Raw genomic sequence first — 14,357 nt, 5'->3', positions numbered from 1 at the left:
GCCGGCCCGGCCGGGCGCGGGCGCCGCGGGCGCCAGGCGATCGCGATCGTCCCCGGAGACCGGGACGTCGTCCGCGGGCCCGTCTTCGCCGCCGCCCCGGGAACGCAGGAGGGCGGCCAGGGCCGTCGTGATCGGCACGGCGGCGATCAGGCCGATGGTGCCGGCGGCGCTGCGGACGATCTCGGTGGCCAGCGCGGGCCCGGTCAGGACCTCGCCCAGCGGCTGCCGGCCGATGCTCAGCAGCAGCAACAGCGGCAGCGACGCCCCGGCGTACGCGAGGATCACCGTGTTGATCACCGAGGCGATGTGCGCGCGGCCGATCCGGGCCCCCGCCTTGTACAGCTGGGCGAACCGGTAGGCGGGATTGGCGCGCGCCAGTTCGGTGACGGTGGCGGACTGGGTGACGGTGACGTCGTCCAGCACGCCCAGCGCCCCGATGATGATGCTGGCCAGCAGGAGACCCTGGCTGTTGACGCTGTGGCTGATGTCCAGGTTCAGCGAGCTCTCGTCGGTGATCCCGGACAGGTGCGCCAGGTCGATCGCCACCGTCGCCAGCACCCCGGTCAGGGTCAGGCTGGCGATGGTGCCGATCACCGCGATCGAGGTGGCCATCGTGAACCCGTGCGTCAGGTACAGCACCGTCAGCATGATCGCCGCCGCGCACACCACCGCGGCCGGCAGCGGCGGGCTCCCGGCCAGGATCGCCGGGATCAGGAACTTCAGCAGCAGCACGAACGTGACCGCCAGCCCCAGCAGCGCGGTCAGCCCCCGCAGCCGCCCGAACGCGACCACCGCCAGCGCGAACGCCGCGCCGATCAGCCACAGCGGGCTCGACCTGTCGTGATCGGACAGCTGGTACGGGCTCGCGCCGGGAACGCCGCCGGAGTCGGGCGCGTGCAGCAGCACCACCTTCTCCCCGGCGGTGAACACCGCGGTGCCGGGCCCGCTGGGCAGTTCGGTGCTCACGACCCGGCCGGCGTCGCCGCCGGAGGTCAGCTGCACCCGGGCGGTGCCGCAGCGGCGCGGATCGGTCGGCGGCGCGTCGGTGGCCGGCTCGCCGGGCGGCGCCGCCTGCACCTGCTTGGGGCACGGCTTGAGATCGACGCCCACGATCGTGCCGGACACCTTCGTCAGCGCCGACCCCGCCGCGGGCGGCGCCTTGGGCTCGTCCGGCCACATCAGCAGCACCGCCGCGAGGGTGGCCACCGCGACCGGGACGATGACGGCCAGCACCGCGATCCGCACCGGCCGCGGCGCCTTCGGCACCCCGCCGCCGTGGCCGTGGGTTCCGTGCGCGTGGTTCCCGCCCATCTCCCGCCGCTCCTCGCAGCCGTCCGCCGATTCGGCACCGACCGGGTCCGCGCCGCCACGGCCATCATCGCGTTCACCGGTGGGACGGGCGCGCATCGGCCGCGTCACCCTGCCCGGCCCGTACGCCGTCGCTCGCGTCCGAGGGATCCGCATGCCGCCGCGGACCGGGCACCAGAGGTGGGACCTGCCGGCGGGGGTCGCTGCTCTGCGAGAGCCTATACCGCCAAGGTCCGTGCCGTTCCTCCTCAGCGCCGGATCGGGACGACCGTGACGGCCGCCGGATCCGTCTCGTCCGGCTGCGCGAAGGCGGCGACGAAACCGTGCCCGCCGGTCGCGGCCAGGCCCGTGTAGTCCCCGAGGAAGAACCCCGGCGGGCCGATCTCGGCGAGGAAGGGAGCGCGCCGCATGTCGAAGGACCGGCCGGTGAGCCGGGTCTCCGTACCGGATCCGCTCCGGGACGCGCAGTTCCGCGCCGGGACGGGACGGCAGGTCACCAGCCAGCGGTCGGTCCGCAGGCCGGCCGCGGCGTCGTTGTGCCGGAGATCGAAGTAGTCGACCGCGAGGGTGCCGTCCGCGGCGACGGCGACCGAGGCGTTGAACGCCTGCTGGTCGCCGGCCGGGATGCCCGCCGGCGTGCGGTTGACCCGTACCGGTTCCGACCAGGTGCGCCCGCCGTCGGCCGAGGACGACAGCGCGATCGCGTCCGCCCGTCCGCCGCTGAACCGGGCGTCCTGCCACACCAGGTGGATCCGGTCGCCGCCTGGGGCGACGGCGGCGTCGGTGAGCATCGCACTGCCGCTGGCGACCGGGTCCCGCGGGGACTGCGGGTCGGTGACCCCGGCCGAGCGCATCTCCGCGACCAGGATCGGCTCCGACCAGGTGCCGCCGTGGTCGCGGGACCGCATCACCGCGGCGTGCCGCACCGGCCGGTCGCCGGACAGGTCGACCAGCGTGAAGGTGTTCACCAGGGTCCCGTCGCCCTGCACCAGCAGCTGGTGCCCGGTGGTGAGCCGGTCGGTGCCCGCGTCGAAGGTCGTCCGCGGCCGCCAGCTCCGCCCGGCGTCGTCGCTGGTGGCGAACACCACCGAGCCGCCGAACGGCCGCCTCTGCTCGCGCGGCTCGACGATCTTCGGTACGACGGCGTGGACGCGGCCGGGGCGGTGCGGGTCGGCCGCGATGGCGCCGCCCACGAACGTCCCGCGCTCCGGGTCCGCCTCCGCCACGATGGTGACGGGCCGGGTCCAGGTGCGGCCTCCATCGTGCGAGCGGGCGGTGATGAGGCCGCTCGGCGTGGTCGCCGGCGCGTCGAAGACGTGGGCGGACAGGTGCAGGACCCCTGTCGGCCCGAACGACAGCCACACGTCGTCGACGTAGTCGAACGCCCCGCCCGTACAGCGAGCGGTCGCGGGGACGACCGTGCGGCTCCAGCTGCGGCCGCCGTCGGTGCTCACACCCGCGACCAGGCCGCGGAACCGGTCCTGCGTCCACACCGCCGCCAGGTGGCGGGGGCCGAGCGGGCTGACCGCCACGGCCGGTTCCAGCGCTCCCGCGGGCAGCACGCCGTCCAGCCCGGCGGGCGGGCAGTCGGCGAACGGACTCGGCCCGGAGAGCCGCACCGAACCGGCACCGCCCGCCGGGATTCTCGATCCACTCTCGCCCGGCGCCGCAGCGGACAACACGCACAACCCGGCACAGCACGCCGCGGCGACCGCTCGTCCTCGCATCACGCCTCCCGCAGGGGAACAGCCACGTCGACCTGCCGCAGACCCTGCCGACCAGGTACGCCCGCCGGCATCCCACGGGCGTCGTATCCGTTCCTGCTCCCCCCGGAGTAGCGCCGGCCGTCCCCGGAGCAGCCGCACGGCGGCCGGGCGGCGGATCAGCCGGCGGTGGGAAGCCGGAAGGCGCGGGTGCGGGTGGCGGCGCAGCGCGGGCAGGTGCCGAAGTAGTGGGAGACCGGCTCGCCGCCGGCCTCCGCCACGGCGTTCCGCCAGGCGCAGCGGATCTCGCCGCAACGGGCGCACGGCCGCCGGACGACGGCGGCGAGCGCCTCCGTGCCGCTCGCCGCGGGCGGCGGCTCTCCGGCCGACTGGTCGTGATCTTGCTCCGGAGCGGCCGCCCCGTGGAGGCGGCCGTTCTCCCAGTACGGCATGTCGGCGGGCAGGCACCCCTGGACGGCGCAGGACGCGCAGTTCCGCGGCCCGGTGTTGTTGGCTCAGCATGCCAGGCAGCCGTAACCGGAGTAGGAGCCCGGCCGGCGGAAGGTGTGCGGGGGCGTACCCGGTCCCCTCGCACTCCGGGCAGACGCCCAGCCCGTCGCATTCGTCGCACAGCACCGAACCCCAGAGGGTGATCATAGTGTGGCGCGGCTGAGGCCGTTCCGGCGCGTCGGGCCCGAACACCACGGGCGTCCAGCCGGTGACGTGCAGGACGCCGGGGCCGGCGCCCTCGTACACGCGGACCTGGAACGCCTCGCGGGTGGCGTACGCCCAGCTTTCCCCGTGGAACGCGACCGGCCGCCGCGCCGTCCAGCCCGCATCGCCGAGCGCACGGAGGCTTACATGAGCAGGCTCAGCAGCAGGACGAACACCAGCCCGGACACGGAGATGACCGTCTCCATCAGCGACCAGGTCTTGATGTTCTGCCCGACGCTCAGCCCGAAGTACTCCTTGACCAGCCAGAACCCGGCGTCGTTGACGTGCGAGAAGAACAGCGAGCCGGCGCCGATGGCGAGGACGAGCAGCGAGGTCTCGCCGGTGCTCAGCGTGGGGACGAGCGGTGCCATGATCCCGGACGCGGTGACGGTGGCGACGGTCGCCGAGCCGGTGGCGAGCCGGATCAGCACGGCGGCGACCCAGGCGAGGAGCATGACCGACAGCCCGCTGTCGGCCATCCAGTCCGCGACGAGCTTGCCGATCCCGGTGTCGATGAGGGTCTGCTTGAAGCCGCCGCCGGCGGCGACGATGAGCAGGATGCCGGCGATGGGCGGCAGCGACTTCTCCAGGGACTTCGCGATGGTCCCGCGGTCCATGCCGGAGCCGAGGCCGAGGGTGAACATGGCGACGACGACGGCGATGAGCAGCGCTACCAGCGGGGTGCCCAGGTTGTCGAGGACGGTGCGGATCCGGCTGTCCTCGGCGGCGAAGATGTCGGCCAGCGCCTTGCCCATCATGAGCACGACCGGCAGCAGCACGGTGGCGAGGGTGAGGCCGAACGAGGGCCGCCGGCGCTCGGACTCGCCCTTCCCGGCCGCGTCCGGGCCGGCCGTCGCGGTGCCGGTCTCGTACAGCTCCGGCGCCGGGACCGGCACCCAGCGGGCGGCGTAGCGGGCGAACAGCGGGCCGGACAGCGCGATGGTGGGCAGCGCGACGAGCACGCCGAGGCCCAGCGTGACGCCGAGGTCGGCCTTGAGGGCGTCGATGGCGACCAGCGGGCCGGGGTGCGGGGGGACCAGGCCGTGCATGGCCGACAGCCCGGCCAGCGCGGGGATGCCGATCTGGATCAGCGACAGCCCGGACCGGCGGGCCACCAGGAAGATCACCGGCATCAGCAGGACCAGGCCGATCTCGAAGAACATCGGCAGGCCGATCAGCGCGCCGACCAGGGCCATCGCCCAGGGCAGGGCGCGGCGCCCGGCACGGCCGACGATGGTGTCGACGATCTGGTCGGCCCCGCCGCTGTCGGCGAGCAGCTTGCCGAACATCGCGCCGAGCGCGATCAGGGCGCCGACGCTCGCGGCGGTGCTGCCGAACCCTTCGCCGAACCCGGTGACGGTGTCGGCCGTGGGCAGCCCGGCGACGAGGCCGACGGTCAGCGAACCGAGGGTCAGGCTCAGGAACGGGTGCACCTTGAGCCAGGTGATGGACAGGACGATCAGCGCGATGCCGAGGAGGGCGGCCAGGACGAGCTGGCCGCCGCCGGCGATGGGCTGTTCCGGCGGGGCGAGGGCGAGGAGGTTCATCGGCGGGCCTTCTGGGACTCAGGGGGCGGAGGGGGAGGCGCCGGGCCGGGGGGACGCGGCGAGGTAGGCGTCGACGAGGTCGCCGACGGGGGTGTCGAGGTCGAGGACGATGCCGCGCTCGCCCGGTTCGAGCGGCTCCAGGGCCTCGAACTGGGAGTCGACGAGCGCGGCGGGCATGAAGTGGCCCGGGCGGGCGGCCACCCGCCGCCGTACCACCTCGGGGTCGCCGTCGAGGTGCACGAACTCCACGGCGGGCGCGTACTCCCGCAGCAGGTCGCGGTAGGCGCGCTTGAGCGCCGAGCAGCCGACCGCGCCGCCGGAGCCCGCGTGCCCGGCGAGCCAGCCGCCGATGGCGCGCAGCCACGGCAGGCGGTCGGCGTCGTCGAGGGGGACGCCGGCCGACATCTTGGCGATGTTGGCCGCCGGGTGGAAGTCGTCGGCGTCGGCGAACGGCACGCCGAGCCGCCGGGCGAGCGCGGTGCCGAACGTGGTCTTGCCGGAACCCGACACGCCCATGACGACCAGCAGGGGAGCGGCCGGCGCGGGAGCGGGGGTGGGATGCATCTGGAGCCTTTCAGGGCCTTTCAGCTGATGTTTGGACGAGTTTGGCATGACTCATCTGCTCTGAGAAGACGTCAACCTCAATAAATCAGATCTTTACCCGGATATTCGCGCCCAGCAGGGCAAACATGTGATGATTGGGCGCCATGGGGGACAACGATCCGGCCGGGCTGCACGGCAGCGTTCTCGACCGGCTCGGCGTGGCGATCACCTCGGGTGAGCTCGCGCCGGGCCTGGTGCTGCGGATCGAGCAGCTGGAGGCCCGCTTCGGGGTGTCGCGGTCGGTGGTCCGCGAGGCGATCCGGGTGCTGGAGTCCATGGGCATGGTCAGCAGCCGGCGCCGGGTCGGGGTCACCGTCGCCGAGCGCGCGGGCTGGAACCTCTTCGACCCCCGGATCATCGGCTGGCGGCTCGCCGGCGACGGGCGCGACGAGCAGCTGAGGTCGCTGAGCGAGCTGCGCCGCGGCGTCGAGCCGGTGGCCGCGGCGCTCGCCGCCCGGCGCGCGACCCCCGCCCAGTGCGGCACGCTGACCGGCTCGGTCATGCAGATGGCGGTGCACGGCCGGTCGGGCGACCTGGAGGCCTACCTGGAGGCCGACATCGTCTTCCATCGGACGCTGCTGGAGGCGTCCGGCAACGAGATGCTGGGATCGCTGGGGGACGTGGTGGCCGCCGTCCTGGCCGGGCGGACCCACCACCACCTGATGCCCGCCCGCCCGGAGCCGGCGGCGATCGGCTGGCACGCGGAGGTCGCGCAGGCCGTCCAGGCCGGGGACGCCGCGGCCGCCGAGCGCGCGATGCGCGACATCGTCGAGGAGGCGACCCACGCGATGCTGAACGACGAGCGGGCGATCCTCGACCCGTCCTGACCCGTCTTGACCCGCCGGCCGGCCCGGACGCCGGCCTCCCGGGACGCACGGGGTTGACACGGAGCGTGTTCGCGCGTGAAGGTGGAGGCGTCTCCACTTCTAATACGTATTAGGAGACTTCGGCGACGGAGGGGCACAGTGGGCCGCAGCAGGAGTTCGCGTCCGCGGCAGGCGGACATCGCCCGGGAGGCCGGCGTCTCCCAGGCCACCGTCTCCCTGGTGATGAACGGCAAACCGGAGGCGGTCGGGATCGCGCCGGAGACCGTGCGCCGGGTACGGGAGGCCGCCGAGCGGCTGAGCTATGTCGCGAACCCGGCCGCGGTCCGCCTGGTCGGCAAGCGCAACCGGCTGCTGGGCGTCTACACCTTCGCCGCCACGTTCCCGGTGGACGTCCGCGACTCCTACTACCCGTTCCTGGCCGGCGTCGAGGAGCGGGCCGCCGGGCGGGGCTACGACCTGCTGATGTTCACCGCGTCGTCGGGCGCGCACGCGGACGCGCTCGCGCGGGTCCGGTTGGCCGACGGCTGCGTGCTGTTCGGCCGCGAGGCGTCCATCGCCATGATCGAGCGACTGCTCGACGACGGCTTCCCGATCGTCTACATCGGGCGGCGGGACGAGCTCGGCGACCGGATCCCGTACGTGGGAGCGGACTACGCGCGGGCGAGCGCAGAGGTGGTGCGCAGGCTCGCGGCGCTCGGCCACGAGCGGATCGCCTACCTGCGCGAGCCCGGCGACCAGCCGTCCACCGAGGACCGCGCGCGCGGCGTGCGGGCGGCCGGGGTGCCCGGCGTGCGGGTGCGGGCGGGCGGGCGGGTGGACTCCGGCTGGGTGCGCGCCCAGCACGCGGAGGGCGTCACCGCGTTCGTCGCCGAGACCGTCGAGCTGCACGCCTCGCTGACCGGGGCGCTCGCGGACGCCGGGCTGCGCCACCCGCGGGACGTCAGCGTCGCGATGCTCGGCGACGACGTCGCGCCCGCCCCCGGCGCGCCGGTGGTCAGCGGGTTCGCCCTGCCCCGCCGGGAGATGGGGCGGCAGGCCGCCGACCTGCTGATCGACATGCTGGACGAGCGCCCGGGGCAGGGGCCGCGCCAGCGCCTCCTGACCTGCCCGCCGGTGGCCGGCGAGACCGCCGGGCCGGCGCGGCGGGCCCCGCTGGAAGGACCGGAATGACCGAACTGGACACCGATGTGCTCGTTGTCGGCGGCGGGCTCGGCGGCGTGGCCGCCGCGCTGGCCGCCTGCCGCGCCGGCCGCCGGGTGGTGCTCACCGAGCGGACGGACTGGATCGGCGGGCAGCTCACCAGCCAGGCGGTGCCCCCGGACGAGCACCCGTGGGTGGAGCGGTTCGGCGTCACCCGCTCGTACCGCGAGCTGCGCGAGGGCGTCCGCGCGTACTACCGCCGCTGGTACCCGCTGCGCGCCGAGGCGCGGGCCCATCCGGAGCTCAACCCGGGCGCCGGGCTGGTCAGCAAGCTGTGCCACGAGCCCCGCGTCGCGCTGGCCGTGCTGGAGGGCATGCTGGCGCCGCACCGCGCGGCGGGACGCCTCACCGTGCTGACCGAGACCGTTCCCGTGCGCGCCGACACCGACGGCGACGCGGTACGGGCCGTCGGCCTGCGCGGCCGGGACGGGCGGCTGGTCACGGTCACCGCGCCGTACGTCCTGGACGCCACGGAGGACGGCGCGCTGCTGCCGCTGACCGGCACCGAGTACGTGACCGGCGCGGAGGGCCGGGACGAGCACGGCGAGCCGCACGCCCCCGAGAAGGCGATGCCCGGCAACCAGCAGTCGTTCACGGTCTGCTTCGCCGTCGACCACCGGCCGGGAGAGGACCACACGATCGACCGCCCCGAACGGTACGGCTTCTGGCGCGACTACCGGCCCGCGTTCTGGCCGAACCGGCTGCTGGACTTCACCGCGCCCGACCCGAAGACGCTGGAGCCGGTGCGGCGCACGTTCACCCCGGACGCGGGCGGCGACCCCCTCGCCGTGTCGGCCGACCAGAGCCGGGAGGGCGGCGACCGGGAGCTGTGGACGTTCCGCCGCATCCTCGCCAGGGACCTGTTCACCGGCGTCGACTCCGACATCACGCTGGTGAACTGGCCGATGAACGACTACTGGCTCGGCGGGCTCGTCGACGTCGCCGAGGAGGACGCGCGGGCGCACCTGGAGGACGCGCGGCAGCTCAGCCTGTCGCTGCTCTACTGGCTGCAGACCGAGGCGCCGCGCGCGGACGGCGGCACCGGCCATCCCGGGCTGCGGCTCCGGCCGGACGTGGTGGGCACCGCCGACGGCCTGGCCAAGGCGCCGTACGTGCGGGAGTCCCGGCGGATCCGGGCGCTGCGGACGGTGACCGAGCACGATGTGGCGCTCGACATCGTCGGCCCGCGCGGCTCGACCCGGTACCCCGACTCGGTCGGCGTCGGCGCGTACCGGATCGACCTGCACCCGTCCACCGGCGGCGACGACTACATCGACATCGCGAGCACCCCGTTCGAGATCCCGCTGTCGGCGCTGCTGCCGGTCCGCACGGCCAACCTGCTGCCGGCGGCCAAGAACATCGGCACGACGCACATCACGAACGGCTGCTACCGGCTGCATCCGGTGGAGTGGAACATCGGCGAGGCCGCGGGCCTGCTGGCGGCGTTCTGCCTGCGCGCCGGGGAGCCGCCGGCGGCCGTGCACGGCGACGCCGGGCTGCTCGCGGAGTTCCAGCGCGTCCTGGACGGCGCGGGCGTCGAGCGGCACTGGCCGGACGTGAGGGGGTACTGACATGGACCGGAGCCGCAGGGCGGTGCTGCTGGCGGGCCTCGGCGGGGCCGCCGGGCTCGCGCTGGGCGGCTGCGCCGGCGAGACCGACCCGCTGGCGGGCAAGAGCACCGAGGTCCCGCGCCGGCCCACCACGATCCGGTGGTGGGTGAGCAGGCTGCCCGCCCACAGCGGCGACCTGCGGACGGACCTGATCGCCGGGTTCCGCCGGCACCATCCGCACATCGACGTGCGGCTGGTGCGGTCGCCGCAGGACACCAACGCCAACCGGGCCGCGCTCACCGCGCAGATCCTCGGCGGTTCCAGCTCGCCGGACCTGTACGAGGGCGACATCACCTGGGCGGCGCAGTTCGGGGACGCGAGCCTGGCGATGCCGCTGCGGACGCTGCTGCCCGCGGGCTTCTGGGACGCGTTCCCGCCGGCGCTGCGCGGCGCCGCGTCGTACAAGGGGCAGGAGTACTTCCTGCCGATGTACTCCGACCAGGGCTTCCTGCTGTACCGCCGGGACCTGCTGGCCAAGCACGGGCTGCGCGTCCCCGAGTCCTGGGAGGAACTGGAACGTTCCGCCCGGAAGCTGATCGAGGCCGGCGAGGTGCGCGGGGGCTGGTGTGGCAGGGCGCCGCGTACGAGGGCCTGACCGCGGTGGCCGCGGAGTTCCTCGCCGACGCCGGCGGGGCGATCACCGCGGACGGTGCCGCCGCCCTCGGGTCGGCCGCCTCCCGGAAGGCGATCGGGTTCCTGCACGGCCTGGTGGCCCGCGGGACGAGCCCGCGCGCCGTGTCCACCTTCCAGGAGCAGGACTCGATGCAGGCGTTCACGAACGGCCAGGCCGCCTTCCTGCGGAACTGGGCCTACGCCTACGGCAGCGCGAACGAGGCCGGGTCCGCCGTCAAGGGCAGGGTGGGCATCGCCGCGCGGCCGGGCTTCGACGGCATGCCGGCGCGGGGCAACGCCGTCCTGGGCGGCGCGGGCACCTACCTCAACCCGCACGGCGGGAACCTCGGCGCGGCGCTGGCGTTCGCCCGCTTCATCGCGGGCCCCGAAGGCCAGCGGATCTTCGCCACCCGGTCCGACCTGCTCCCGGCCGCGGGGCGGGCGGCCGGGGGGTCCTCGCCGGTCCTGGCGGCGGCCGCCGCCTCCACGCCGGTGGCCCGGCCCTCGTCCACCCGCCACTACCCGCAGGTCTCCAAGGCCGTCTACACCAACCTCAACGCCGCGATCGCGGGGTCGCGGACCGTACCGGACGCGATCGGGAACGCCGTGGACCAGATCGGCGACGCACTCGACGGGAGGGGCCTGTGAACGCGCGGAACGCGGCCTTCGGTCCGGAACGCCGCCTGGCGCGCACCGGCCGGCTCTACACGGCGCCGTCGCTGCTGGTGATCCTGGCGATCACCGTCTTCCCCATCGTGTTCTCCGTGGTGCTGAGCTTCGCCGAGGTGCGCCTCACCCTGAACGGCTTCCAGGTGGAGCGGCTCACGCTCGGCAACTACGACGCCATGCTCGGCAGCGGCGAGTGGTGGTACGCGCTGCTGTTCACCGCCGGCTACACGGCGGTCACCGTCGCCGTGGAACTGGCGCTGGGCATCATGGCGGCGCTCGTCCTGGAACGGCTGGACGCGGCACGCGGCTGGATCATGGCGCTGCTGCTGATCCCGTGGTCGATGATCACCGTGGTCAGCGGCCAGCTGTGGGCCTTCGTGTACGACTCCACCTACGGCGCGGCGACCTGGTTCCTCGGCCTGTTCACCGGCTCACCACCGGTGATCATGGGGGATCCGGCGTCGGCGATCGCGGCGATGGCGGCGGCCGACATCTGGAAGACCACCCCGTTCGTGGCGATCATCGTGCTGTCGGGGCTGATGCTGATCCCGCGGGACGTCTACGAGTCGGCGGAGATCGACGGGGCCGGGCCGTGGACGACGTTCTGGCGGATCACCCTCCCGATGCTGCGCCCGACGCTGGCGATCGCGGTGCTGTTCCGGATCCTGCAGGCGTTCGGGCTGTTCGACCTCCCGTTCGTGCTGACCAGCGGCGGGCCGGGGACGTCCACGCAGTCGCTGGCGATGATGGGCTACACCGTGCTCTTCCAGGACCTCAACATCGGGCCGGGCGCGGCCATCGCCACCTCCACCGCCCTGATCGTGCTGCTCGCCTGCCTCGCGTTCATCAAGGTCTTCCGCTACCAGGTGGGCCGAGAGGAGATCCGATGACGTTCCGCCGGCGCCGGCACCGCGTGTTCAACCTGGTCAACCTCGGCGCGCTGATCATGGTCGCGGTCACCGCGCTGCCGCTGTACTGGCTGGCGGTCAACTCGTTCAAGACGCCGGCCGAGCTCGGGGCGAGCACCCCGACGGCCGTGCCGCACGAGGTCACCTTCGGCAACTACGCGCAGGCGTGGGTCGACAACGGCTTCGGGCGCTACCTGCTGAACAGCGTGGTCGTGTCGGTCAGCGCGACGGTGATCGTCCTGGTGCTGGCCACGTTCGCCGGGTACGCGCTCGGCCGGCTGGGCGTGCGCGGCAGCGGCCCGATCATGATCGGGCTGCTGATGATCTCGGTGTTCCCGTCGATCGCCGTGCTGGCACCGCTCTACCTGCTGGAACGGCAGCTCGGGCTGCTCAACAGCTACCAGGGGCTCGTGCTGCCGTACGTCGCCTTCCACCTGCCGTTCGCGATCTGGATCATGCGCGGCTACCTGGTCGGGCTGCCTCCGGAACTGGAGGAGGCGGCGCGGGTGGACGGCGCGGGCACCACCCGGACGCTGGTGTCGATCGTGCTGCCGCAGGCCCTGCCCGGGCTGTTCACCGCCGGGGTGTTCACGTTCACCGCGAGCTGGACGGAGTTCCTGATGGCGCTCACGTTCAACAGCGAGGACGCGTTCCGGACGGTCCCTGTCGGGATCGCCCTGTTCGGCACCCAGTACGAGGTGCCGTTCGGGGCCATCTTCGGCGCCGCGATGATGGCCACCGTCCCGATCGCGATCCTGGTGCTGGCGTTCCGCCGGACGGTCGTGTCCGGCCTGTCGTCCGGCGCGGTGAAGGGCTAGCCGGCGGGGCTCACCGCACGAACAGCGGCAGGGACCTGCGCGGCTCGAAGCCGAACGCGGCGCCCTTGCTGAACTTGGTGACCGCGACCTCGCCCGCCTCGCGCGCGGCGGTGTCGGTCAGGACGACCCGCGCCGTCCACTCGCTGGCGGTGCCGGCGGTCTCCACGTCCAGGTACGGGTTCGCGGCGCGGACGATCGCGCGCAGCGCGTCCGGAGTGTCCGGCGTGCACAGCGGGAGCCAGCCGCCGTCCTCGTGGGCGGGGGAGGACGACACCGTGATCGCCGCGCCGTCCCGGGAGAACTCCACGTACGGCCGCGGGTTCATCAGCGGGTGCAGCTCGATGAGGTAGGCCGCGTCCTCCGGTGTGCCGGCCAGGCCCATCGCCCGGTGCAGCCGCTCGGCCGCGACGCCCGCGTGCCCGATGAACTGCCGCAGCGTCACCCGCCGGAACAGATCCTCGTCGTCCCCGGCCCGCTTCCTGACGGCCAGGTGGAACGACAGGTTCAGCAGGTGGTTCTGGAGCGCGACCTCGTCGGCCATGCGCACCAGCGCCGAGTGGGAGAACGCCCCGAAGTCCAGGTCGCTGACCAGCGGCCCGCTGTAGTCGGCCTGGCCGTCCTCGCCCGGGTCGATGCCGTCGAGGACGAGCGTGGCGGCGCGCGAGCGCTGGTTGACGGCCAGAGCCGGGATGGGCTCGGCGCCGGGGGAGTCCGGGTCGATCTCCACCGTCCAGGCGCAGTGCGGGTGCCGGTCGGCCGGGGTCCGCGGCGGCCGGTGGACGGGCCGCATCCGCGCACGCGGGTTGGTGGCCACGGCCGTCGCGTCGAACGTGGGGTCCTCGATGTCGTGGCACATCTTCTCGACCATGCCCGCGCCCATCGGCTCCACGTCGAGCAGCGCCCCGCAGTGGTCGAGGTGGAACGCGCCGTGCCACCGGTCGGTGACGCTATAGCGGAAGTCCATGAACTGCGGCGGCGCGCCGATGTCGAGCTGCATGCCCTTGAAGATCGTCGGCACGTCGTCGCCCTCGAACGCCAGCGCCCGCTGCATCCGCCGGGTGTAGATCGGGCTCGCGGCCGCCCACTCCTCGATCGCGACCTGGGCCATCTCCTCCTCGCCCCATGCCTCCAGGCAGTACGGCATGCCGGCGCGGTCGATCAGATGACCGATCAGCAGCAGCTCCGGCACCAGCACGGCGAGCTGCTCGCGGCTCAGATGGTGGTAGCGACTCGGCATCGGCGTCCTTCCGGCGTGGGCGTCACCCCCAATCTAGGCAGTTGACTAGACACCTGTCCAGTAGATCGCCTCTACGCCGAGGGCAGCGCCGTGGCGGCCAGGACGATCCCGACGGACCCGAGCAGCGAGGCCATCGCCATGGCCCGCGCGAACACCGCCCGGCCGCGTCCGTGCGCCCACCCGTGCAGCGCCGCCGCCACCATCACGGCGGCGAAGAGCACCAGCTTGACGGCGAGCGTGCGGCCGTACCCGGGCTCGGCCAGCGACGCCCAGGTGACGTTGAAATGCCACGCCAGCGCGACCCCGGTGGCGATCTGGACGGGCAGGAACACGGCCACGGTGATCAGCCCGAACCGCCGCCCGATCCCGCCGAGCATCTCGGCGCGCTTGTCCGCGTCCAGCATCCGGCGGGCCATCGGCAGCACCACCAGCGACACGGCCAGCTGCCCGCCGACCCACAGGGCCGCCGAGAGGACGTGCAGGAAACGGACAAGGATCCACCAGCTCATCAGGTCACCTCGAAACCGCCGGGGGCGCGTTCCGGGTCGCCCGCGCGGCGCCGGGCCCGGGAACGGCGCCGTTCATACGTGCTGTCCACTCT

The 14,357-nt window shown here is 73.8% G+C and carries 12 protein-coding genes and 1 pseudogene; 6 read left to right on the top strand and 7 right to left on the bottom strand.

Annotated elements, in window-relative coordinates; all coding sequences use genetic code 11:
- The 5 genes from AB0881_RS35575 to AB0881_RS35555 form a co-directional block, all read right to left on the bottom strand.
- Positions 1 to 1,407, bottom strand: a 1,407-nt coding sequence (locus tag AB0881_RS35575) for a YibE/F family protein (RefSeq protein ID WP_366624311.1), incomplete at its 3' end; no start/stop codon positions are given.
- 149 nt (positions 1,408 to 1,556) lie between these two features.
- Complete coding sequence (locus AB0881_RS35570) at positions 1,557 to 2,927, bottom strand: sialidase family protein (RefSeq protein WP_366624309.1); 1,371 nt, start codon at positions 2,925 to 2,927, stop codon at positions 1,557 to 1,559.
- Between the two features lie 263 nt (positions 2,928 to 3,190).
- Positions 3,191 to 3,463, bottom strand: a complete 273-nt coding sequence (locus tag AB0881_RS35565; protein ID WP_366624307.1) for a hypothetical protein — start codon at positions 3,461 to 3,463, stop codon at positions 3,191 to 3,193.
- Between the two features lie 405 nt (positions 3,464 to 3,868).
- The gene (locus tag AB0881_RS35560) at positions 3,869 to 5,272 is read right to left on the bottom strand and encodes a gluconate:H+ symporter (protein ID WP_366624305.1); all 1,404 of its coding nucleotides are present in this window, start codon (positions 5,270 to 5,272) and stop codon (positions 3,869 to 3,871) included.
- 18 nt (positions 5,273 to 5,290) lie between these two features.
- A complete protein-coding gene (locus tag AB0881_RS35555; protein WP_366624303.1) occupies positions 5,291 to 5,836 on the bottom strand; it encodes a gluconokinase in 546 nt (181 codons plus the stop codon).
- Between the two features lie 143 nt (positions 5,837 to 5,979).
- Between AB0881_RS35555 and AB0881_RS35550 the strand changes: the two genes are divergently transcribed.
- From AB0881_RS35550 to AB0881_RS35525, 6 genes and pseudogenes are all read left to right on the top strand, one after another.
- Positions 5,980 to 6,702: an FCD domain-containing protein gene (locus AB0881_RS35550; RefSeq protein ID WP_366624301.1), complete on the top strand. Its 723-nt coding sequence runs from the start codon at positions 5,980 to 5,982 to the stop codon at positions 6,700 to 6,702.
- Positions 6,703 to 6,840: 138 nt separating this feature from the next.
- Entirely contained in the window at positions 6,841 to 7,872 is a 1,032-nt protein-coding gene (locus AB0881_RS35545; RefSeq protein WP_366624299.1) for a LacI family DNA-binding transcriptional regulator, read from the top strand.
- Positions 7,869 to 9,473, top strand: a complete 1,605-nt coding sequence (locus AB0881_RS35540) for an FAD-dependent oxidoreductase (RefSeq protein ID WP_366624297.1) — start codon at positions 7,869 to 7,871, stop codon at positions 9,471 to 9,473. Before AB0881_RS35545 ends, AB0881_RS35540 begins: the two co-directional genes overlap by 4 nt.
- A gap of 1 nt (position 9,474) precedes the next feature.
- Positions 9,475 to 10,772, top strand: a pseudogene (locus AB0881_RS35535) (extracellular solute-binding protein).
- Positions 10,769 to 11,683 carry a sugar ABC transporter permease gene (locus tag AB0881_RS35530; protein ID WP_366624295.1) on the top strand — a complete coding sequence of 305 codons (915 nt, stop codon included), beginning with the start codon at positions 10,769 to 10,771 and terminating at the stop codon, positions 11,681 to 11,683. The pseudogene AB0881_RS35535 and the gene AB0881_RS35530 overlap by 4 nt, the downstream one beginning before the upstream one ends.
- A complete protein-coding gene (locus AB0881_RS35525) occupies positions 11,680 to 12,519 on the top strand; it encodes a carbohydrate ABC transporter permease (RefSeq protein ID WP_366624293.1) in 840 nt (279 codons plus the stop codon). Before AB0881_RS35530 ends, AB0881_RS35525 begins: the two co-directional genes overlap by 4 nt.
- A gap of 10 nt (positions 12,520 to 12,529) precedes the next feature.
- On the opposite strand, the gene AB0881_RS35520 is transcribed toward AB0881_RS35525, so the two are convergent.
- Both AB0881_RS35520 and AB0881_RS35515 read right to left on the bottom strand, forming a co-directional pair.
- The gene (locus tag AB0881_RS35520) at positions 12,530 to 13,756 is read right to left on the bottom strand and encodes a hypothetical protein (RefSeq protein ID WP_366624291.1); all 1,227 of its coding nucleotides are present in this window, start codon (positions 13,754 to 13,756) and stop codon (positions 12,530 to 12,532) included.
- A 71-nt stretch (positions 13,757 to 13,827) separates the two neighbouring features.
- Positions 13,828 to 14,265: a hypothetical protein gene (locus tag AB0881_RS35515; RefSeq protein ID WP_366624289.1), complete on the bottom strand. Its 438-nt coding sequence runs from the start codon at positions 14,263 to 14,265 to the stop codon at positions 13,828 to 13,830.
- Positions 14,266 to 14,357: the final 92 nt, after the last annotated feature.

Source organism: Spirillospora sp. NPDC029432 (assembly GCF_040703975.1).
In the GTDB taxonomy this organism is placed as follows: domain Bacteria; phylum Actinomycetota; class Actinomycetes; order Streptosporangiales; family Streptosporangiaceae; genus Spirillospora.
This window is presented reverse-complemented; position numbering and strand designations above follow the sequence as displayed.

What these genes read in the sequence shown, in the direction of transcription:
- AB0881_RS35565 (WP_366624307.1), bottom strand. Translation starts at nt 3,463, where the DNA reads ATGCCGTACTGGGAGAACGGCCGCCTCCACGGGGCGGCCGCTCCGGAG.
- AB0881_RS35560 (WP_366624305.1), bottom strand. Translation starts at nt 5,272, where the DNA reads ATGAACCTCCTCGCCCTCGCCCCGCCGGAACAGCCCATCGCCGGCGGC.
- AB0881_RS35555 (WP_366624303.1), bottom strand. Translation starts at nt 5,836, where the DNA reads ATGCATCCCACCCCCGCTCCCGCGCCGGCCGCTCCCCTGCTGGTCGTC.
- AB0881_RS35550 (WP_366624301.1), top strand. Translation starts at nt 5,980, where the DNA reads ATGGGGGACAACGATCCGGCCGGGCTGCACGGCAGCGTTCTCGACCGG.
- AB0881_RS35540 (WP_366624297.1), top strand. Translation starts at nt 7,869, where the DNA reads ATGACCGAACTGGACACCGATGTGCTCGTTGTCGGCGGCGGGCTCGGC.
- AB0881_RS35525 (WP_366624293.1), top strand. Translation starts at nt 11,680, where the DNA reads ATGACGTTCCGCCGGCGCCGGCACCGCGTGTTCAACCTGGTCAACCTC.
- AB0881_RS35520 (WP_366624291.1), bottom strand. Translation starts at nt 13,756, where the DNA reads ATGCCGAGTCGCTACCACCATCTGAGCCGCGAGCAGCTCGCCGTGCTG.
- AB0881_RS35515 (WP_366624289.1), bottom strand. Translation starts at nt 14,265, where the DNA reads ATGAGCTGGTGGATCCTTGTCCGTTTCCTGCACGTCCTCTCGGCGGCC.